This window comes from Micromonospora sp. NBRC 107095, from assembly GCF_030269705.1.
In the GTDB taxonomy this organism is placed as follows: Bacteria; Actinomycetota; Actinomycetes; order Mycobacteriales; family Micromonosporaceae; genus Micromonospora; species Micromonospora parva.
Genome location: NZ_BSTU01000001.1, coordinates 1,285,125 through 1,306,101 on the forward strand (window position 1 = coordinate 1,285,125; position 20,977 = coordinate 1,306,101).

At 66.1% G+C, this 20,977-nt stretch carries 14 protein-coding genes and 1 pseudogene; 7 read left to right on the forward strand and 8 right to left on the reverse strand.

The window, feature by feature from the left end; genetic code table 11:
• The first annotated feature begins 386 nt into the window (after nt 1-386).
• Complete coding sequence (locus QSK15_RS06095; RefSeq protein ID WP_285793268.1) at nt 387-2,540, forward strand: MMPL family transporter; 2,154 nt, start codon at nt 387-389, stop codon at nt 2,538-2,540.
• A gap of 26 nt (nt 2,541-2,566) precedes the next feature.
• Here QSK15_RS06095 and QSK15_RS06100 read toward each other — a convergent pair.
• Nucleotides 2,567-3,151: pseudogene (locus QSK15_RS06100) on the reverse strand (DUF3427 domain-containing protein); the annotation flags it as partial.
• A 463-nt stretch (nt 3,152-3,614) separates the two neighbouring features.
• Between QSK15_RS06100 and QSK15_RS32510 the strand changes: the two are divergent.
• From QSK15_RS32510 to QSK15_RS06120, 4 genes are all read left to right on the forward strand, one after another.
• The gene (locus QSK15_RS32510; protein ID WP_352232162.1) at nt 3,615-4,010 is read left to right on the forward strand and encodes a hypothetical protein; all 396 of its coding nucleotides are present in this window, start codon (nt 3,615-3,617) and stop codon (nt 4,008-4,010) included.
• A gap of 1 nt (nt 4,011) precedes the next feature.
• On the forward strand, nt 4,012-7,101 hold the full coding sequence (locus QSK15_RS06110) for a hypothetical protein (protein WP_285793269.1): 3,090 nt from the start codon (nt 4,012-4,014) through the stop codon (nt 7,099-7,101).
• Nucleotides 7,102-7,284: 183 nt separating this feature from the next.
• Nucleotides 7,285-12,555, forward strand: a complete 5,271-nt coding sequence (locus tag QSK15_RS06115; RefSeq protein WP_285793270.1) for a DEAD/DEAH box helicase — start codon at nt 7,285-7,287, stop codon at nt 12,553-12,555.
• 159 nt (nt 12,556-12,714) lie between these two features.
• Entirely contained in the window at nt 12,715-12,951 is a 237-nt protein-coding gene (locus QSK15_RS06120; RefSeq protein WP_285793271.1) for a hypothetical protein, read from the forward strand.
• 53 nt (nt 12,952-13,004) lie between these two features.
• On the opposite strand, the gene QSK15_RS06125 is transcribed toward QSK15_RS06120, so the two are convergent.
• The 5 genes from QSK15_RS06125 to QSK15_RS06145 all read right to left on the reverse strand — a co-directional run bounded on the left by QSK15_RS06125 (nt 13,005) and on the right by QSK15_RS06145 (nt 17,306).
• Nucleotides 13,005-13,475 carry a very short patch repair endonuclease gene (locus tag QSK15_RS06125; RefSeq protein WP_352232163.1) on the reverse strand — a complete coding sequence of 157 codons (471 nt, stop codon included), beginning with the start codon at nt 13,473-13,475 and terminating at the stop codon, nt 13,005-13,007.
• 100 nt (nt 13,476-13,575) lie between these two features.
• The gene (locus QSK15_RS06130; RefSeq protein ID WP_285793273.1) at nt 13,576-14,298 is read right to left on the reverse strand and encodes a GIY-YIG nuclease family protein; all 723 of its coding nucleotides are present in this window, start codon (nt 14,296-14,298) and stop codon (nt 13,576-13,578) included.
• A gap of 41 nt (nt 14,299-14,339) precedes the next feature.
• The gene (locus tag QSK15_RS06135; protein ID WP_285793274.1) at nt 14,340-15,485 is read right to left on the reverse strand and encodes a DNA cytosine methyltransferase; all 1,146 of its coding nucleotides are present in this window, start codon (nt 15,483-15,485) and stop codon (nt 14,340-14,342) included.
• 391 nt (nt 15,486-15,876) lie between these two features.
• The gene (locus QSK15_RS06140) at nt 15,877-16,728 is read right to left on the reverse strand and encodes a hypothetical protein (RefSeq protein ID WP_285793275.1); all 852 of its coding nucleotides are present in this window, start codon (nt 16,726-16,728) and stop codon (nt 15,877-15,879) included.
• A gap of 59 nt (nt 16,729-16,787) precedes the next feature.
• Entirely contained in the window at nt 16,788-17,306 is a 519-nt protein-coding gene (locus tag QSK15_RS06145; RefSeq protein WP_285793276.1) for a flavoprotein, read from the reverse strand.
• Nucleotides 17,307-17,525: 219 nt separating this feature from the next.
• On the opposite strand from QSK15_RS06145, the gene QSK15_RS06150 reads away from it, so the two are divergent.
• On the forward strand, nt 17,526-18,632 hold the full coding sequence (locus QSK15_RS06150) for an FAD-binding oxidoreductase (protein WP_285793277.1): 1,107 nt from the start codon (nt 17,526-17,528) through the stop codon (nt 18,630-18,632).
• A 198-nt stretch (nt 18,633-18,830) separates the two neighbouring features.
• On the opposite strand, the gene QSK15_RS06155 is transcribed toward QSK15_RS06150, so the two are convergent.
• Nucleotides 18,831-19,721, reverse strand: coding sequence for a cellulose binding domain-containing protein (locus tag QSK15_RS06155; protein ID WP_285793278.1), 891 nt, complete (start codon nt 19,719-19,721; stop codon nt 18,831-18,833).
• A 190-nt stretch (nt 19,722-19,911) separates the two neighbouring features.
• On the reverse strand, nt 19,912-20,133 hold the full coding sequence (locus tag QSK15_RS06160; RefSeq protein ID WP_285793279.1) for a hypothetical protein: 222 nt from the start codon (nt 20,131-20,133) through the stop codon (nt 19,912-19,914).
• A gap of 203 nt (nt 20,134-20,336) precedes the next feature.
• Here QSK15_RS06160 and QSK15_RS06165 point away from each other — a divergent pair, with 203 nt between their 5' ends.
• The gene (locus QSK15_RS06165) at nt 20,337-20,972 is read left to right on the forward strand and encodes an 8-oxoguanine DNA glycosylase OGG fold protein (protein WP_285793280.1); all 636 of its coding nucleotides are present in this window, start codon (nt 20,337-20,339) and stop codon (nt 20,970-20,972) included.
• Nucleotides 20,973-20,977: the final 5 nt, after the last annotated feature.

The window sequence follows — 20,977 nt, forward strand, 5'->3', positions numbered from 1 at the left end:
GTCGGCGGCGAGCTTGTCGCGGCCCCACAGGACGACGGCCAGGCCGCCGGCCTGGATGAAGACCGTCTCCTCGACCTCCTGGCCCCGCCAGCCGAGCTGCTCGTAGAACGCCTTGGCCCGCGCCAGGTCGCTGACGCCGAGGGTGATCAGGCTGATCCGCTGCTCCGCGCCCCCAACCTAGTGCGTGATCAGTCTCCGGGTGTGGTGCCCGGACGGCTGCCCGCTCATCGGCGGCGAGGCTGAAAGCACGCGCCTGACACTCCTGCGCGTCCGAAAAGGATTAGGTCGTGACGGTACGCTGCATATCGGTAGCGCAGGGTGGCGATCGGGTATCCATGGCCGCCTCGCCACCAGACGTCGGTTGTGCCGGACACACGGGGGGAACCATGTTCGAGCGGCTGGGCAGATTCGTCGTGGGCAGAGCGTGGTGGGTGATCGCCGGGTGGGTGGTCGCGGCAGCCGCCATCATCCTCACCACACCGTCCCTGAGCGACATTACCTCCGCCGACCAGGAAAGCTTCCTGCCTCGCTCGTACGAGTCGGTGCAGGCCACCGAGCTGGGGCAGAAGGCGTTCCCGCAGCAGGCCACCGTGACGGCGACCATCGTGGTCAAGCGCGCCGACGGGCAGAAACTCACCTCGGCGGACGAGGCGAAGGTGGGCCAGCTCGCCCAGTCGCTCAAGGCCAAGAACATCCCGCGCACGTCCGGCTACCTGACCGGCCCGCCCGCGGTCGCACCGGACAAGTCGGTGCAGATCATCAACGTCGGGCTCGACGCCCCCACCCCCGACGACCCGGCACTGCTCGACGCCGTGCGAGACCTGCGCGCGGACATCGGCCCGGAGCTGGCGAACAGTGGGCTGACCGCAGGCGTGGCCGGTGACGTGGCGAGCTTCGTCGACAACGAGGACACCTTCAACAACGCCTTCGCCGTGGTCGGCGTCGCGACGATCATCCTGATCATCGGACTGATCCTCGTCATCTTCCGCAGCCCCATCGCGGCGCTGCTGCCCGTGGTGGTCGTCGGCGTCGTCCTGAGCATCACGACGGGTCTCGTCGCCGCCGCGGGCAAGGCATTCGACCTCAGTGTCAGCCAGGATCTGCAGACGATCCTGCTGATCGTGCTGTTCGGCATCGGCACCGACTACATCCTGTTCCTGCTCTTCCGCTACCGGGAGCGGCTGCGCGCCGGCGACGACAAGCGCACCGCGATGATCGTCACCGTCCAGCGGGTCGGCGAGGTCATCACCTCGGCCGCCGGAGCGGTCATCGTCGCGTTCCTCGTGCTGCTCCTCGCCTCGCTGGGCTTCTTCGGCTCCCTCGGTCCGGCGCTCGCGATCGCGGTCGGCGTCATGCTGGTCACCTCGCTCACCCTCATCCCGGCGGTCGTCTCCCTGCTCGGCCGGTATGTCTTCTGGCCCTCGAAGGCGTGGCAGCGTGCGCCCAAGGCCACCATCTGGCACCGGCTCGGCAACACCGTCGGGCGCCGGCCGGCGCTTGTCGCGGCGGCCTCCGGCGTCCTCCTGGTCGCGCTCGCCGCAGGCGTGCTCGGCTACAAGGCCGACTACGACTTCAGCGCCGGCTTCCCTCAGGACACCGAGTCGGCAAAGGCCGCACAGGACCTACAGCGCGGGTTCGCCGCCGGTGCGCTCGCGCCTACCGAGGTCTACCTGACCACCAGCAACGGGTCGCCGCTGAACGAGCAGCAGGTCAACGACTTCGCGGCGGCCGTGGCGAAAGCCCCGGGTGTGGGCCAGGCGCAGCCCCCGGAGCGCAGCACCGACCCGAGTGTGGCCAGGGTCAACCTGCTGCTCAACGAGAACCCGGTCTCCAACGAGGCGATCACCCTCGTCCGCGACGACTTGCGCGGTGCCGTGCACGCGGCGGCCCCGCCGGGCACCCGGGCGCTGGTCGGCGGGACCACCGCGATCTTCGCGGACATCAACTCGGCCAACAACCGGGACCTGTCGGTGATCCTGCCGGTCGCGGCCGGCCTGATCGCGCTCATCCTCGCGCTGCTGCTGCGCAGTCTGGTCGCGCCGATCTACCTCGTGATAGCGGTGCTGCTCAACTTCGCCGCCACGCTGGGCGCCACTGTCTACCTCTTCCAAGGGTTGCAGGGTGAGCCCGGTGTCACCTTCCAGCTGCCGATCATCCTTTACCTCTTCGTGGTGGCGATCGGGACTGACTACAACATCCTGATGATCGCCCGACTACGCGAGGAGGCGCGGGAGGGCAATGAGCCGCGCCAGGCCGCCGCCATCGGGGTCGAACACGCCGGCCCGACGGTCGCGGCAGCAGGCTTGATCCTGGCCGGGACGTTCGCGGTGCTGCTGCTTGCTCCGATCTCGTTCCTGCAGCAGATGGGCTTCGCGGTGGCGATCGGCATCGTGCTGTCGGCGTTCGTCATGTCGATGTTCTTCGTGCCAGCGCTGACCGCGCTGATCGGGCACAAGGCGTGGTGGCCGGGCCACGGCGACGAGCGACCGGCCGGCGGCCCGCACGTCCCGCCGGAGCCGGAGACCGTGGCGAAGGGGTAGCCGGGCGAGCGGACGGACGGCCGATATCAGGCGGCGATGGCCCGAGCCGCGGTGTACATGTCGGCGGGCAGCGCGTGGTGCAGCTGCCACAGGATGCGCATGGGCCGGTCGCCGGTGTGCTCCTGGTACGTCATCGGCCCGGCGTAGAGGTACGGCGGTGCGCCCAGGTCACGGTCGGCGATGCGGGTTTCCCGCACAAAGAGGTGCACTGTCGACCCGCCCGACGTGTACCGCTGCCCGGTCGCCGACGTCGCCGACGTGGTGCTCTGCGACTCCCACTGGAACAACGTGTCGGTGATGGCCCGGTCGGCGTACATGGTGGTGGGGGAGTAGTGCGCCTCCGACTTGACCAGGGTGACGAAGAACAGGTCGGCCTGGGCGTCGGGCAGCCACTTCACCCCCTCGCGCAGTGACCCCGGGTTGGTCATTCCGAAGGCGGCACATGCCTCGTTGCGGCTGTACCGGGCGTGCACCCGCAACTCCGTGCAGCGTGCCGGCTCCTTCCACAGCCGTGCCAGCCGTTCGTCGCGCGTTGCGAGGGGTGGGTTCGGTCCCCAGAGGCTGAAGTGCAGCATGTCCAGCAGTCGGCTGTTGCCCGCGTACACCTGCTGGCTCGGTGCATCCGGCCGCGACCCGGGTCAGCAGCGTTCCAGCCGAGGTCGAGACTGGCCCTCACCGCGACCAGCGACGCGGCGGCGAAGATCAGGCACACCGCGACCAGGGGGCGCGCGCCGGACCGGAATGTCACGGATGCGCACCTCCTTGAGCTTGCGATCGTCAGATCTCGGACAGGGTGAAGGCCTTCGCCGCCCACCTCGTGGCTGGGTGGGGCCCTGTCATCCGCCTCCAGCCCTGCCCCTGGCCCACTTGCCGAGGCTGGCAGCAGCTGCCGCTGACCAGGGAAAACGACGTCGGCTCTCATGGCAGTTGCCCTGCGGGCAATATCAACTTCCGAGGCTATTGACAGCGCAAACAGGGCATCGGGGACCGGCTAAACGGCTGATTACCTGGGGTCCCGCCATCAGGACTCAGGGCGATAGGGTCCGAGCACCGTCAGTGGGAAGTGGGGTGGCGGTGCTTACGGAGCTGGTTCTGCCGCCTGGGTTCGAGGCGGACCGCCGGCCCTCGGCGGCCCTGACTGACCTGCGCTCCGGCGAGTATTGGGTCATCGTCGATTCGCCGATCGAGGCCGGCAAGTCGAGCCTTGTCGTGCGCGCTGCCGTCGAGGTTGCAGCCGCCGGCCAGCCGCTGATGGCCATAGCCCGGACCAACGAGCAGGTCGACGAGCAGCTGGATGGGCGCTCGACGACCGAGTGCGCGCACCTCAACGTGCCCGTCCAGCTCCCCGCTGGCCTGGAAGCGAATTGGTCAATCTTGTCGTCACTGGAAGGCGCGAAAACGCCTGCCTCTGGGTCTGTAAGGCGTAATGCACTTCCCCAACTCAGGCCCGTTCTGCAGGAAGGGATCTAGGATGTCTCGCTGGAAAGCGTACGACGCTTGGAATGATGCGATTGCCGAAGTCTTCTTCCGCGAAGAACTGGGAGGTCAGCCTGCATACATTGACCTCGACAACGACACCGTACCGATGCTCAGTCAGAAGACTGGGACGCCAGTTAATGAGGTCGAGGGTGCCCTGGCGGCAGCCGTACGGGAGGTATTGCGTCTCGGTGGAGGCCGACAGGGCGCGTTCGATGAGGTTTTGACGCATCTAAAAGCCTGGCTCCGCAAGTGGCGGCGCACTGCCCGAATATCCCGCCTGGATCTCGCGCCGCCCCCCGTGCTGGCCTTACTGGCGGTCTTCAGCATGGCGGCGGAGCGGATGGGTCGTGACGCCACCATGGCCTCCAGCAATTACTTTGGGCCTCTAGCTCAGGTGCTTGCGGTACCCGATGGGAAGCAGCGGGAACGGCTACGGAATGATTACCGGCGAAATGTCGAATTCTTCTGGGATGTGTTGGCCCTGTGGCTGACGGGCCTCGACGGGATGCGGGGTCTCCCGTCCGCAGTCGCCTTGACTCACCGTTACGTCGGGCTGTCGGTCTCGCAGGCTCTAGTCCGCGAGCACGACCGCCAGAAACTGCCACGATTCTTCATGGCATATGGACTTATGCCCGGGCAGGAGGTCACCCCACGTGAGACGGAGGCACTGCTCGACGAGTGGTTGAAGAAGGACCCTCCACCCGTCAGCCGTGGCTTGGCAAAGCTATGGAAGCGGCAGTCGGCGGCGCGCGAGCGGATTGCGGGTGTCGTTTCGCTTGAACTCCAAAGTTGGGACGGAATGTCGGCTGGTGACGTCCAATCGCCGACTTCGACCCTTCAGCCCCGGGGCGAAGTCCGGCTGGTGGCCATGCTGCGGTCCGGGCCATTTGGCGGCGGTGTCGAATTCAACATCGTGTCGCGGCTGCCCGGCATCGATGGTCCGCAGTGCATGTCCGTTTCAAGTGCCATCGGAGACGAGAAACCGCTGCTTGACTTCATCCCCGGCCCCGGCGGTTGGTATCGATTGCACCGGCCCGCGAACCTGGAAAAGGCGTCTGTTCTTGATGGCATCCTGTCGCTGAGTAGCGAGGACAGCACCCTCACAGTCCGGCGCCGTCCTCGCCGTGTGGTGCCTATGCGAAAAGATGAATCGCTCGGGCTGTACCTTGAGGTCGAGCGGTTGCAGCTGGCAGAGGATGCGGTGGTTTTCGCTGCCGAGGAGCTGGCCGACGAGGTTGAGCGCGCGCTCGAGAAAGCCGCGCGCCCGGGCTTCCGGCGCGTCAACGGAGGGCAGGAGGGGGTGCCGGCGAACTGGGTCCTCTTCTCGCACGTGCAACTGCTCGCGCTGCTAACGGACGAGCATCGGTCCTACAAACACCATGATCTGAACGTCCTTCTCCCATCGGTCGCGTCCCAGCTGACCCTTGCTGATGGGCTGAAGTTGCCTGGCCAGATGCGGAAGTACTCATCCCTGTCGCCGCCAGAAATCCGGTCTGTTGCCGTAGCCGCCGAGCACCTCCGACTTGAGGTGCTGAGGAAGCGCACCGACGACCTAGGGCTACTCGAGGAACCAGCAGGAGCGGCACTCGATCAGGCGGTTTGCAAAGCCGAGACCAGCGGCAGTGCCTTGGTTCTCCCGCTCGCCACGGAAGCACTCGAGGACGGTGACTACGAGGCCCTGCTTTACGTCGATGACCCGAAGATCCCCGTACAGCGGCTTCCCTTCTGGCTTAGGTCCGGCGACACCGTGGACCTGGCCATGTGGAGCCGTTGCCCACGCCTTGTTCACGACATTGGTGGGCGAGATGGCTGGGCGGTGATCTCTGCAGACGAGCTGGATGCTGAGGAGTCGATCTCGTTGGTCGACGGCGCTTCCGCCGATGGCACCCCGGTCGAGGTAACCCAAGTGCAGGCTCCACGGACGGTTTGGTGGACCCGTAAGCGTCCCCCCGGATACGTGGGCACGACAACCGCCGTGCTCACCACTCCGGATCCGGCCTCGTGTCTGGTGACTGGTGCCCACTACTGGGATCTGCCCCTCTCCAGCAGCATCACCGTGCACGGGACCTGCCGTAAGTGCGGCCTCGTTAAGCGGTTCCCTAACACCGCATGGGCAGCCGAGGCGAAGCGGAGGGTCCAGAACAGCGCCGCGGCCTATCATGTCGATGTTCGAGAGGTCGAGCCCGTACAGCCCGGATCGATCACTTGGGACGTGGCCCTCGATGCCCTGATGCATGCTGGTGGCGGTCCCATCTCCGCTCTTGAACGGATCGCCCTCCAGGTGGAAGGCTCTTCGCGGTTCGTCGATGAGTTCGTCCGCACGCTGGAGGTTCTTGGGCATCTGCACGTCAAGCGGGACGACTATGCCCTCCGTCCGACTGACTGGGAAGTCAGTCCGTCAGCGCTCGCCGAGCTGGTGGACGGCTCATTGTTGCTTGTCGGTTGGTGGCCGGCCGCGATGAGAGCGAAGCTGGGGGAAGGGGCTGCATCGCTGGGTGGGTCCCTTGTCGCGGAAACCACTAACACGGGACCCACTCGTTGGGTTCTTCGAGGCCTTGCAACAGCTGACGTCGAGGCCCTTGCCGGCTCCTTCGAAGCCGTGGCAGTCGCTCGCGATGCCGCACGGTCGATCCTGCGGGTGACCCCAAACCTCAGCGTGGTTGAGAGAGCTCTTCCGCAGGTCACCTTGCCAGGCGCCCGGCGTATCCAGAGATTTGACATCTCCTCGGCGTCGTGGGTCGGGCAACCGCATGCCGAGTCTCCGGGTGCATACCGGCTTGAGTCCTTTGGCATCACCGACGTCATCCGTCGCCAAGATGATGTTGCGCAGGGAACAGCGCGGATCGGCACCGTGCAGCTCGTCAAGCACCTAGACGCGCTCCCGACCGGCCGTCCGCTCGTCGCGTACGACGCCAAGCAGCGATGTCTCCAGGTGCCGCTCGGGGCTGATCTCCCTGGGCTCTACGGTCGAGCCGCCGTTCTGTGCAGCGGTCGCCCACCGGAGAAGGTGGAGAAACTACTCCTCTACCGAGAGGTCCCGGCCGATATCGCTGACACGCTCGCCGCCCGTCTTGCCAGCTGAAGGAAGTGTCTGATGACTCGCTCTATCAGATCATTTGACCCCGCGTCACGGCTTGGCTTTCCCACCCCTCAGCGGGTCTACCAAGAGCTCCAGGACGCTTACCTTCGCTACTTCGATACGGCGTATTGGCTGCGTGACGAGCCGTTGCGGCGGGAGCGACGGCAGCTACTAAACGAGTCGGGGTTGCTGTTCACCGACGTTCTACTCGAGCCGGTCGTTCCGTACGACGCTGACGTTCCGCTGAAGGACGTTGCCGCCGAGGTCGGGCTCGATCCGCTGGCAGCCGACATCGTCGGGCAAGCCCTTTTTGGCGATTTCGTGGCTCCCGGTGAAAGCGTCATGCTGCGCCGCCACCAGGCCGAAGCCTTGAGGCACTCGCTCGGCAGCCATCCGGACAAGCCGCGCAACGTCGTTGTCACGTCAGGCACCGGCTCCGGCAAGACGGAGTCATTCCTGCTGCCCGTGCTCGCCAGGCTCGTGCAGGAGGCCCTTGCCTGGGGTAAAGACCGACTGCCGGACCGGTGGTGGGAGGTGCCGGAGAGCCAGATGCGGTGGCGGTCGATGCGGGCCGCGGAGGCGCGGCCGGCGGCCTTGCGCACAGTTGTGCTGTACCCCACGAACGCACTCGTCGAGGATCAGATCAGCCGACTGCGCAAGGCGCTGCGGCGCATTGGGGCAAATCAGTTGGCACCGCTGTGGTTTGGCCGGTACACAGGCGGGACGCTGGGGTCGAATGATCTTCCAGCCGGCTCCGCAGACCGAGAGCGAGTCATCGACGCGGCCAACGAGATCAAGAGCGCAGCCAGCGATTTCCGGGCCCTCGTTGAGGCGTACCAGGGCGAAGTTGACCGGCGGCGGGTTGAGGAGATGCTGTCGCAGTTCCCTGACCCGCAAATGGGGGAGATGCTGACCCGGTGGGACATGGTGGCCTCGCCGCCGGACATTCTCGTGACCAACTACTCGATGCTCAACGCCATGCTCATGCGGGATATCGAGCAGCCCTTGTTCGAGAGCACAGCGAAGTGGCTGAGAGCCGACCAAAGCAACGAGCTCACGATCGTCGTCGACGAGATGCACCTGTATCGAGGGACGCAGGGCAGCGAGGTGGCGATGGTCGTGCGCAACCTCCTAGCGAGGCTGGGGCTGGAGGCGGACTCGCCGCAGCTACGCTGCCTCGCTACCAGCGCCTCGCTTTCTGACGACGAGGCCGGCAAGGAGTACCTCGAGCAGTTCTTCGGTGTCGACCGCTCCACATTCCACGTCACGGCCGGCGTTCCGCGCTCCGTTGCCCACCGTGAGCCGCTGCCACGCAGGGAGCTCGAGCAGCTGGCCCGCGAACTCCCGGACGACCCCGAGGGGCAAGCTGTCGCGCTGGCCAACATCGCTGAGAAATTCCGCGTGTCGGAGGCCATCGCTTCGGCTTGCCGAGAGACGACCGGAAGGCGGTTGCGTGCCACGCGCCTCGGCGTCATCGAGCAGCGGCTGTTCGACGAGGGTGCCGACCAGGGACGAGCCCTTGAGCTGGTCCTGTCAGCCGCTGCTTTCGCGAGCGGCCAAGGAGCTATTCCACTTCGTGCGCATATGTTCGTCCGTACTGTCGGCGGCTTGTGGGCCTGCGCGAAGCCCGACTGCGACGCTGTCGATCCGGCATATCGCTGGGAGGGGCGGCGAATCGGCCGACTCTTCAGCCGCCCCGGATCGACCTGCCCTTGCGGAGGCCGCATCCTCGAGGTCCTGTACTGCTTCGACTGCGGAGATGTGAGCCTCGGAGGCTACGTCATCGAGAGGAACGACGAGTTTGATCCGCCGATCCGGGCACTCGGAGCCACAGCGGTTGACATTCCATCAGGGCAGAGTCGGCCGGTAAACCGCCGCCCACTTAGCCAGTACGTGTGGTACTGGCCGGGAGATGTCACGGCGGTGCAGGAGTGGGGACACCAGACGCCACAGAAACGCTCCGCGAGGTTTCAGTTCGAGCCGGTCCGTCTGGATCCCACTTCCGGCGTGATCCAGCGCGATGATAACCACACCGGGTATGCGTTGCGCGTCGCGGGGCTCGGCACCGACTCGGAGGCGAAGGCACCGGCTCTTCCGGAATGCTGCCCCCGCTGTGGGTCCCACAACCGCAACACCGATCTGCAGAGGTTCTGGCGCGGCATTGTTCGCTCGCCGATACGTGGCCACACCCATGGTCAGGCACAGGCAATTCAGCTCTATCTGTCGCAGCTCTTCCGGAGCATGGGTTCCACGACAGCCGATTCCCGCACGATCCTATTCACCGACAGCCGTGACGACGCTGCACGTACGGCTGCCGGGGTGGCCAAAAACCACCACCGGGACTTGGTGCGCCAGCTCATTCGCCAGGAGCTCGATGCTGAGCAGCCCGACGGCGCGCAACTGGCCGCCAAGCTGCTTTCCGGAACGCCGCTGGCCGCCGATGAGCAGCTCGCCTTCACCAGCTTCCAGACACAGCACCCGGACGTGTTTCAAGCGGTGATGCGGCAGGTCACCGGCATTGCCTCAACCGAGGACGAAAGCCTGATCTCGCGGTACCAAGAGGAGAGCCGCTCAAGCGCGCGGCTCTCGTGGGGCATGGTGGCGAGCAGGTTGCAGGAGAGCATGCTCAAGAAGGGCCTACACCCGGCAGGCCCCGCGCAGTCCATGCAGCAGACGCCCCACGGGGAGCCGTGGTATCGGGCGTACGAGCCGCCCATCGCAGGGCATTGGGTTCCGCTCGACCCGCAGGCGCGTATCGAAGGTCAACAGCTGTACCGGCAAGCACTTGCCACGGCGATGGCCGAGGCAGTCTTCGACCGCGCGGGCCGGGATCTCGAATCCACAGGCCTTGTGCTGGTCGAGCCTCGGGCACCGCAGCTCACCGGCGCGCCGACAGACCCGGAGACAGCGCTGCAAGTCTTGCGCTCGGTCATCCGGATCCTCGGCATCGCAGGGCGGTTCGCGGGTGCCCAATGGTTCAAACCGTCGTCCAAGGTGCCACCCGCCGTACGGCAATACCTGAAAGCCGTGTCGAACCGGCTCGGATGCGACACGGACGTGTTGGAGACCTGGGTGGCGTGCGAGATTCGCGACCGTGGCATCGCACCGGACTGGGGGCTGCGGGTTGACAACCCGGATGTGCCCCTCGTCATTGTGCGGGGCGGCGACTCAAGCTGGGTCTGCCGTATGTGCAACTACCGCCACCTGCACCCGTCGGCCGGTGTCTGCGCCGCCAGGGGCTGTTACCACCACGCCCTGGAACAGCACATCGGTGATCGCGTGGACGAGGACTACTACGCCTGGCTTTCCAGCCTTGAGCCCCGGCGAATGGCGGTCGCTGAGCTGACCGGACAGACGAAGCCTCTGGCATTGCAGCGGCAGCGCCAACGTTGGTTCCGCGGAGCGTTGCTCAAGCCGCCGCTGGAAAACGAGCTGACGAGCCCGCTGGACGTACTAAGCGTCACCACGACGATGGAGGTCGGCGTGGACATTGGCTCCCTGCGCTCGACCATCATGGCCAACGTTCCGCCGCAACGTTTCAACTACCAGCAGCGGGTCGGCCGCGCCGGACGTCAGGGACAGCCCTTCTCGTATGCGTTGACCGTAGCCCGCTCTCGCACCCACGATGACTACTACTTCAACGCCACGGAGCGAATGACGGGTGACATTCCGCCGCAGCCGTTCCTGGACCTGCGTCGCACCCGTATCGCACGGCGGGTCGTTGCCGCGGAACTCCTGCGCCGAGCGTTCCTAGCGGCGGATTCTAGGCCGGCTCGTTCGCGCGAGAGCATCCATGGCATTTTCGGCACACGGGATGCGTGGCCCGGGTTCTATCGGCAGCAGGTGGGTGGCTGGCTCAGGCATTCCGCCGATGTGCCTCAGGTCATCAGAGCGCTTACCATTCGTTCCGGGATCGATCTGGCCGACGTTGCCGATCTGGAGCGTTGGGCGCGGACGGACCTTGTCAGCGACATCGACACGGCGTTGGCCAACCCGTTCTATCAGCAAAACGAGCTGAGCGAGCTGCTCGCCAACGCCGGCGTCCTGCCGATGTTCGGGTTTCCCACCCGGGTTCGAAACCTGTATATGGGCGTTCCGAAGGAGAAGCGTCAGCTCAACGACCTAGTTGTATCCGATAGGGCTCTCGACATGGCGGTGGGAACCTTCGCCCCAGGCGCAGAGGTCGTCCGGGACGGACGTATCCACACGGTCGTCGGCTTCGCCGCCTACGAGGCTCGAGGCAGGACGACGTTGCCGATTGATCCGCTGGGGGTTCCCATCCGCGTCGGCAGGTGCAGCGAGTGCGGTTGGACAGCCCTCGCAGAGACGGCGGCGGTCTGCCCCGTCTGTGGTGACCCTGTCAACTCATTCGACATGTACCAGCCGTTGGGGTTCCGCACCGACTATCACGGTAGGGACTACGACATCGACGGCGACGCCGTAGCCGTGGTCGGCGCTCCCGAACTTGCTGTGGCGTCCGAACCGGACCAGACGTCACAGATCCACGGAGTGCTCGTCGAAGTCTACGAGATGGCCGACATTCTCCGGATAAACGACAATCTCGGGCACCTGTTCCCGATGGAGGCCGGACCCGGGAAGTCGGTGATCGTGACAGATTCGTCGTTGTACAGCAACGAGGTGAACCTCCCGCAGTCCTACGGGTTGCGGTGCGAGGCGGCGATCGGAGAAGTGCGAAAGACCGACGTGCTGGTCGTTACGCCGAACGCACTGGACCTGCCCGATGGTGTCCTACCGACACGTCGGGCAACGCATCCCGCCGGCCTTCCGGCTCTGTGGTCCTTCGCGGAGGTGCTGCGCCGAGGGCTCCAGGCCGAGCTTGACGTCGATCCGGCTGAGCTGACGGTGGGTCTTAACTCCGTCAATGTCTCCGGAGAGCAGACCCACCGCGTCTTTGTAGCGGACAGCCTCGAGAACGGAGCCGGGTACGCTACCGAGCTTGGTAAGCCCCAGGTCTTTGAGCGTGTGTTGCGCCGCGTCGTGGAAGACCTGCGCGCGCGTTGGGAGGGCGTCCGCCATTCGATGGACTGCACCATGTCTTGCCCGGACTGTCTCCGGTCCTACGACAACCGGCGCCTTCATGGCGCGCTCGACTGGAGGCTGGCTCTGGACATGGCGGAATTGGCCCTGCAGGAAGATGTGGCCTGGAAACGCTGGCTGGGCCGTGCGGACGTGCTGACCCGCGGGTTCCTCGCCTCCTTCGGACAGCATGGAATCAAGGCGCAGGAGATGGAGGGGCTAGCGGTCCTATACCAGACCGATAAGCGACGAGCGGTGATCTTGGGTCACCCGTTGTGGCGCCAAGAACGTCACCTCCTGCGAGAAGAGCAGGAGGCGGCGCTCCGTTTGATCGAGTCAAATGGGTTTGAAGTTCGACCTGGCGACCTGTTCGAACTCGACCGCACACCCATGCGGATCGCATTGAGGCTGCTGTCGTAGCCGCCGCGTTCGGTGACGAAAGCGGCGATAAACGCGGCCGGCATGAGCCCGAGGCTATGCCGGCTGCGGGGCGACGATTCAACTAGCCGGCTCGTACATCTGGCCGCGACTCAAGGTAAGTCGGAATATTCCTCAATATGAGCGTATTGGAGGTTAAGCATGGCGGTGGTTGGAGAGTTCTTTGCAGACACTGCGAATGCTAGGCGTCATCCAACGGTCGTTGAATGCGGCTGGCAGCTTGTCGCAGACGGCGATGAAAGTCTGTTGCAACTGAGCACGTACGGATCGGACCAGCGGGCTTCCGGCAAGAAGGTCAGCCAAACACTTCAGTTCGACCGAGAAGCCTTGGTTGCGCTTATTCAGATCGCCAGGCAGTCCTTCCCCGGTCTTGAATGATTGGCGCAGCCGCTCCTTCGCCCAAGATGGGCTGGACTAACATTTCTGCCTGCCTACTTCGGCTCTTGCTTGTTACTCAATGGGGTGCCAACCTGTTGCCAAGCCGCCTCGACAAGGGCGACCGCCTCCTCGAGGCTCTCGTGCTCCCAAATGCGGGTGACGCGCCACCCATCCGCTACAAGTGCGGCCGTGACGGCGAGATCCCGGTTTACGTTGCGCTGGAGTTTGACCGCCCAGTAACCGGTGGGGTCGGTGGGAGCCCGACCATGCTTCGGGCAGCGGTGCCAGAAGCATCCGTCGACAAACACGGCGAGCTTGCGCTTGGGGTAGACAAGATCAGGACGTACCCGCCTCCCCGCCGTGACGATCGGCAGCGCTACCCGATAGCGGTGCCCGAGAGCATGAAGAGCTCTGCGAAGGCGTAGCTCTGGTCCGGTATCTCGATGGCGGTTTGAGCGCATTGACGCACTAGCCGCAGATGGGGGTGGCGACGGCGGAAGCACCAGATCGGATGGCATGAGCATCTCCTTGGCTCCGTCCCTCCCGTTGACGCCGTTCGTTTGACGGCTCTTGTCCTTGTTGCGCCTGTCGACGATCCGATGCTACGGCAATCGGCGGATGCTCCTAATCGTCGCGGATTCTTGCGTCTTCGGCATCAGGAAGCTCAACGCCGACCTCATGGATGCGCTGCTCCGCGAGCCAAGTCAGCCGCTTAGCTTGAAGCAGGAGAGTGCGCCGCATGCCTCCCGAAACCTCGCGCTCCGAAATCATCTGGGAAAGACGGGAAATGGTAGCGGCGCGACGGGCGATCCGGACGTCAGAATGCTTCCTATCCTCCCAAAGCTCCGCCGGAATGATGCGCTCGTGGATGACAGCTGGTAGGTCCACTATTTCGGTTGCCTGAATGACGCCCTCATTCAGAACTGCTCGGAACCTCGACTGCTTTTCGATTGCTCGATAGACCGTGTACTCATAGGGATCTAAGAGGCGCTTCTTTTCGGCTGACGTTGCCTTCTGGCCAGGGTTTCTGAAGCTCTGCGCCGTGGCGACATAAGGCACGCTCCACATGGACACAAAAGCAACCTCGAACGGATCAAGAATGAACTTGGCTACAGCATCCGACCTCTGTCCCGTCAAGTGACGGGAAACGCGGTCGCGAAACGAAGACGAGGTCTGCCCGACGTAAATCGGTTCCAGGTCATAGTCGAAATAGGCGTAAACGCCCACGGCATCGCCAATCCGGCAGCCTGGCTCATTCGGGTCGTCCAGAGCCATCACCTTGGTGAGCTCGGCCCTGATGAGCTGCACGGCGCGCGGCGGCTGGTCTTTCTTGGCTATCTTGGCCACGATGCTCCAGATGACCTATGGCGGTGCGGTGCGGAGGGGTGTTACGCGGCTTGCAGAACCGCCTGCGGGCGTAGCACTGGGAGCAGATAGTGCTGACCGATCCACTTGATGACGTCCACAACGACTGCGTCCCCGAAGCCAAACAGGGCCTGGTTCGGCGTCCCGGCCGTGAGCTTGTATGAGCCTGCGCCCATCATGCGCGCGTACTCGAGGGGGGTCATCCATCGAACCCGCACCTCGCCCTTGCCCAGCTCGACCAGCGCCTGCTTGCTGGAGCCGCCGCCGGTAGTGCGGAGGCAGCCACCGATGTCGTCCCGCCGCAGCTCCCACATCGAGACGCGGTTCCTCGTTCGCCGGTAGGCGGTGCGCCAGGAGATGCCTTCGGAGTCTCGCAGAGCTTGCAACCGAGCCGTCTGCAGCGGGCTCATCGACTCCACGAACGCAGCTACACGATCAGGACCCCACCATCGTGGATCGCTTGTGTCCATTCTCTCTACAACACCGGACAGGTCGTGTGGTCCCTCGGGGAGCCGGGGAAGCGGCAGGTAGTGCATGGCGAGGTGCTGGTGCCGGGCGTGCACGCGCTGAACCCACTCGGGGCGGACGTCAGAGACCGGCGGAATGCCCGTCTGGGCCCCCGGAACGACTCCGCCACGGATCCCGAGTATGAACATTCGGGGTCTTGACTGTGGCACGAAATGCCGAGCGTCAACGGCGATGACGTCGCACGAGTATCCAAGCTCGGAGAGCCGGGTCAGGGCGTCGGAGAGGTCTTTGCCGCCATGACTTGTGGCGAATCCGTGGACATTTTCGAGGAGAACGGCTCGAGGTCGCTGCTTCCGCATCTCTTCGAGAATTCTTGCGAACTCCCAGAACATGCCCGACTGTGAACCGACGAGTCCGAGGCGGTTGCCCGCAAGAGACAGATCAACGCATGGGAAGCTGCTAGTAGCTAACTCGATGTCCGCGGGGAGGTTTTCTGCAGTGACCTTGCGGACGTCGTCCAGCAGGAAGTGGCTGGCGTCGTGGTTGGCAGCGTAGGCGTCTCGCTTGGCCTTCTCGATGTCGTTCGCCCACACGACCTGGACCCCAAGCGGCTCCAGCGCCTCCCGTACCAGCCCGATGCCGGCGAAGAACTCCGCCGCCCGGACGGGAGTCTGTGTTGTGGCTACGGACTCGTCGATCACGGCAGCCACCCTACAGGCGTCATGGGCTCACTCATGCGGACACACGGGCCAAGTGCGTTACGACACCTGGTGGCTTGCCGGCATCGCAACTCTCCGTCAACCGTCAAGCACGCATGGCTACGACGCCGATGCCGAGGCGGCCCATGTGCCCCCTGCTATGGCGACCAGCAACAACACCGATCACCGAGGTGCCCGCTGCGCTGCCGGGTTTTTGAGACGGCAATGACGCCAGCTGTGTTCGGCTGAACGGATGACTACTCGGGGTCCCGCTGCCTGGTCCACTGGCACCGCCGACGCCAACACCAAGCCCGCGGCAGCCACTACCGTCATCGCGACTACCCGCAATAGCTGCCAGCGATTCCTCCTGCCTGCACCCTTGTCTCCAGCCGAATCAAGGGGTTGCTCGCTGGAAACTGACTCCGGCTGCGGGGAGTGCGTCCCGCAGGGCAGAGAGGGTTGGCTCGGTGTTGCGTCCCCACATTTTGGGCACCACCCAGGTCATGCCGTCCTCGACCATCGCCTGACCGGCGAACCAGCGGCTGACCTCCACCCCGGGATACTGCTCAGCTAGCCCGGCCTGGACCTCCTCGTCACTGTGGTGCTCTCCCTCGAGAGGTCGGAAGCGCCCTGGAGTGAGGACCTTCCCGATGGCTGCGGCAGTCACCCCGCGGTCCACCAACTTCTCGATCATCAGCCGCACCGTACGGCGCTTGTTTTCGTCCGGCAGTACCCGACCGTCGACAATGATGTGGTAGCGCGTCCAGCCCCGGCCGTCGGTGCTGCGCCGCTCCTGCTTGGTGACCTTCCGGCCCACCCGGATCTGATAATCGGCGGCCTCGGGGAGCGAGATGACCTGCTGGATGTCCAGCAGGACCCGCCCGTCGATCTCGTAGGGAATCAGCCGGACACAGCGCACGTCCATGCCCTCGAAGCGGTTCAGCCACAGCACCGCGGTAGTGAGTTCCCGGCCGAAGTCCGCCGAGACGAGCAGGATCCGCACGTCGGAGGAGATGATGGGCGCGTCGTCGCTGTCGCTCAGGTCCAGCCAGCTGATGAGCTCGGTCCGGGCGTCGACATCCGTATCCGGTCGCACCTTCGACAGGTGCACCTCAAAGGCGGCGACAACCTCGTCGAAGCTCATCGCGGACACCATCGCGGCGTACCGCAGAGCTTGCAGCTCCATGTGGCCGCCGTCGTAGGTGCGCTTCAGCTCGATGACCACCAGGTGCCCGGCTTTGTCCACAGCGAGTACTTCTGCTCACGACTAGTCACCGGCCGGTTCGTCCACAGGAACGGACTCGCTCAGGACTGTCGGGTCGAGCGCAGCGGTTCGATTACCACGCTCCAGCGCCCCGGCCCGTCCACCGACTCCAGCGGCTTCCCGTCCGCCACGACCACGCCGGCAGCACGCAACACCTCCAGGTGACCGGCATAAGCCGGGTGCGCCCCCAGCTCTGCCTTGACGTGCGGAAACGCAATGATCGGCAACCCTGCACCCAGCGACTCGTTGAGGACGCCCAGCGCCAACGTGTCGTTGATGCCCAGCGCCCATTTCGTCACCGTGTTGAACGTGACGGGCGCGCCCACCACAACATCGGCCGGCGGGTGCGGCTCCGGGTCGCCGGGCATCCGCCACTCCACGCGTACCAGATAGCCGGTCTTGTCTTGTAACGCCTGACGGTCGAGCCACCGCGCGGCGGTGGGGCTGACGATCATGCAGACCTGCCACCCGTCGGCGATCAGGAGGTCGACCAGTTCGTCGATGTGTTCCGCCGGGCCTGCGGCGCAGACGACCAGATACAGCACCGGGCGTTCCGTCATGCCCGCAGTCTGCCCGATTCGATCGTCTCGAGGTCGACCGCATACGTATCTCGCATGTCGTCGATGATCACCGTGGCATGCCGTCGTACCTGGTCAGTCGCGACAGTTGTCGCATGGCCCGGGGCGGGTGCCTTGTCCTGAAGCTGCGCCGGCCCTCAACGGCGCAGCTTCTCCCGCCCGCCCCGGTGCCATGCCACGAAGCAACGTCTTGGAGCCGGCATGCCGAGAATGATCGACGACGGATACGCGGCACGGGTGAGCCTGGCCGCCGCCTGGGAGTCGGTCGACGCGCGAGCTGCCGGCGACTTCTGGTGCACAACCGAAGACCGTCGATCCGGGCTGCTCCCACACCGCGACGCGCCGCTGTTCTTCACCGCGCTGGGCCGCCTCCTGGTCGGCGGCGACGACCCGGCGAACCGGGCGGCGCTGCTCCGGGTGCTCGGTCGCGCGTACCGTCATTTCGACCTGCTCCCGCACGCCACCACCATCGGCGACGCGCTGATCGCCACCGTTGCCCGCCACGCGCACCCGCAGTGGACGCCGCAGCTCGCCATCGCCGCCGGGCACGCCCTGTGCCATGCCACGCACGCCATCCGCCGCGCCGCCGCGCGGGCCGGCGACGGCCCGGCCTGGTGGCACGTCCAGGTAATCGACCACGACCGGCCGTCGCCCGATATCGCCATCCTGACGGTACGTCCCTGGCGGCGTCTGCCCTTCCAGTCTGGTCAGGCGGTGCCCGTCTGCACTCCGCGCCTACCTGGTCACTGGCGCTGGCTCTCCCCGGCCAACGCCCCACGCGCCGACGGGATCGTCGAGCTGCACGTCCGCGCCGTACCCGCCGGCACCGTCTCCCACCGCCTGGTTCATGAGGTACGCCCCGGCGAGCTGCTCTGGCTCGGCCCACCCGCCGACACCGGGCTGAGCCTCGACCCGGCGAGCACGGGCGATCTGCTGCTCGTCGCCGGTGGTACCGGCCTGGCACCGCTGCGCGCCCTGGTGGAGCAGGTCGCCGTGGCGCCGGGCGGCCGACGGGTGACGCTGATCGTCGGCGCGCGCACCTTCACCGATCTGTACGACTCGATCGCCCTCGACAGGCTGCAGTGCGCCCACGAGTGGCTGACCATCGTGCCGGCGTTGTCCGACGACCCTTGCGCGGAGCCGGCCGAGCAGGGCGACGCCCTGACCATCGCCCTCGGCCACCACCAGCCCAACCAGGACATCTACCTCTGCGGCGCACCCGCGATGCTGGCCGACGCGCGGTCACGGCTGCGCGCCCTCGACATCCCCGCCGCCGGCATCCACCTGCCCCGAAGCTTCACCCACTGATGGCTGTCGGCGTGGTGGTGAGGGACACCGCGCCCGTGTGGCGGCGAGCCAACGGCTCAGCATTCAGGACGGCAGCGGTCGGGAGTAGTTCCCGGAGAAGGCGTGATGCCTGTGAGTCATCGTGATGACCCACAGGCATCATGTTCGTCGGGACAAGACTGGCCGGATGCCCGCTGGCGCTGGCCGCCAGGCGCGCAGTCAGGAGTAGGTGTCGCCGAACTCGCGTACTCCGTCCACATCGAGCGTGATCCGGTCGTTCGAGGTCCACTTGCCGGTGGCGGCGAGCCAGCTCGGGTCGTCGCGTTCGTCGATGGTGCTCCAGCTGTGCCGGTGGTGCCGGAGCTGGATCGGCCCGGTCGACTGGCCCGGCGCGAGCGTGCCGTCGGTGAAGGTCAGCTCCACCCAGCCGGGGACTGGCGTTCCGGGGACCGGGTAACTCGGTGGCGCTGGGGTCGTCAGCGTGCCGGGCGGCCCGCCTGGCGGGATGAAGAACTGCACAGCCTGCCGGATGCGGTCGCAGCCCAGCGCGGCCCAGTCACAGTTCGGCACCAGTGAGGTGTTGCCGCCCTCGAAACGCAGGTGGTAGCGCACCTGCACGGTGCTCAGGTCGAGTGGCCCGGTGCCGGTGTTGGTCACCTTCAGCAGGTGCTGGATCTGGTTGTTCGTCGGGGACCAGTCCAGGTTGAGGTAGCTGACCGTCGCGCGGCCCGCCGCGGTGCGCACGGCGGTGGTGGGCGACGTGTCGGAATAGCCGCCGAGTGCGCGGGCGGCAATTCCGATCCGGTACGTCGTGCCGGGCGCGAGGTCGGTCAGCGTGATCGTGGTGTCGGTGGTGGAGCCGAGGAAGCGGTACGTGTTCGGCCCGAGCGGCACCTGCACCTCGTAGTTGATCGGCTGCTCGTTGCCCGGCTCGACCCAGGTGGAAGGCGTCCAGCTGAGTGTGAGCTGATGCGGTTCGTTAACCACCACCGTGGGTGCGCCGGGGGTGCTGATCGCCGGGCCGTCGGCCCGGGCGGCGTTGACGGCGAGCAGGCTCGCCAGCGTGGCTAGGGCGATGGTGGCGGTGACGGTGACGCGGCGAGCGGACATAACCGAATGGTATGCATGAACATCGATGTCCATCCATCGTCCGTCAGTTCACTGCACGCCGACGACGGGGCCAGTCCATTACGCGACGGGTCGGCTCGGAGATGATGCCCGCGCCACGCCGCAGAGACCGGTCAGCCGGTGCAGGCGCCCTGCGAACAGGCGAGCGGCTGCAACCGGCTGGGTGGTCGGCTCAGGAGCCGCCCTGGCGCTGGATCCGCCCATCGCCCGAGACCTTGGCCCGGCCCAGGTCGCGTTCGGTGCCGGCCGGGCCGGTCGCGGTACGGCGGTGCCGTTGATCGGGTGAGTGCTCCACGGTCGAGCCCTGGCGGCCCGGAGCGCCGCTGCCCGAATGCCGCCGGCCTCGCGCCGACTCGCCGCCGTTGTCGTGTTTGTTCTGCTTGTGGCTACCCATGGATCGCGCGTACCCGGTCCCTGTGCGGCTAGTCCTTGGGTCAACCACGCGACGTTCTCGATCCCGTCAGACGCTGGCTGCCCAAAAGGCAGGCGTCCATGCAGTCGATACCGCGATTTGCCGTCGGCGGGCGGCCTGTGGAAGCGCCCGACCGTAGCGTCCGAACCACGGAGTTCTGCGAGCGCGGTTCTGAGGAGGTGGCCATGCAGACGACCGAAGGTGCGGTGTTACCGGGGGAGCGGGCTCCGGTCCGGCCCAACATGGACAGATGGCGGGCGGGGCTGCCACCGGACGCGTGGCCCGACACCCTCCCGGTGAGCGGCGAGATCTGGCGGAGGGACGTCTTCGCGACTGCCGACACGTACCGGGCCGGGTCGGCGACCGCGCGGCAACTGCTGACCGCCGTGCTGATCTGGGCTTACGGGCCCATCGGGTACGGCCCGTGGCGTGCCGCCCGGTCGCTCGACGCCGATCCGGACGGCAAACGCCTGGCGTACGCGCTGGAGGCGGTGTCCGCACCAGCGCCCGACGAGGACGCGTTGGGTGCGGCGTACCGTCGCTTCAGCGACCCCGACCACTCTCGCCTGCCGTGGTTGGGGCCGGGCCTGTTCACGAAGGTGCTCTACTTCGTCGGCTACCGGCGTGGGCTGGGCGGCGTCCAGCCCCTGATCCTCGACCGTGTCGTGGCCGGCCAGCTCCCGGCCGAGGCGGGTGTCGGTCGTCGTAACGGGTGGCCGTCCGAGGAGTGGCTGGCCTATCTGCGGTGGGCGGCCGAGCAGGCTCGGGTCAGGGGCGTGGAGCCGGACGCGGTGGAGATGGCGGTTGCGATCGACAGGTGACGTGG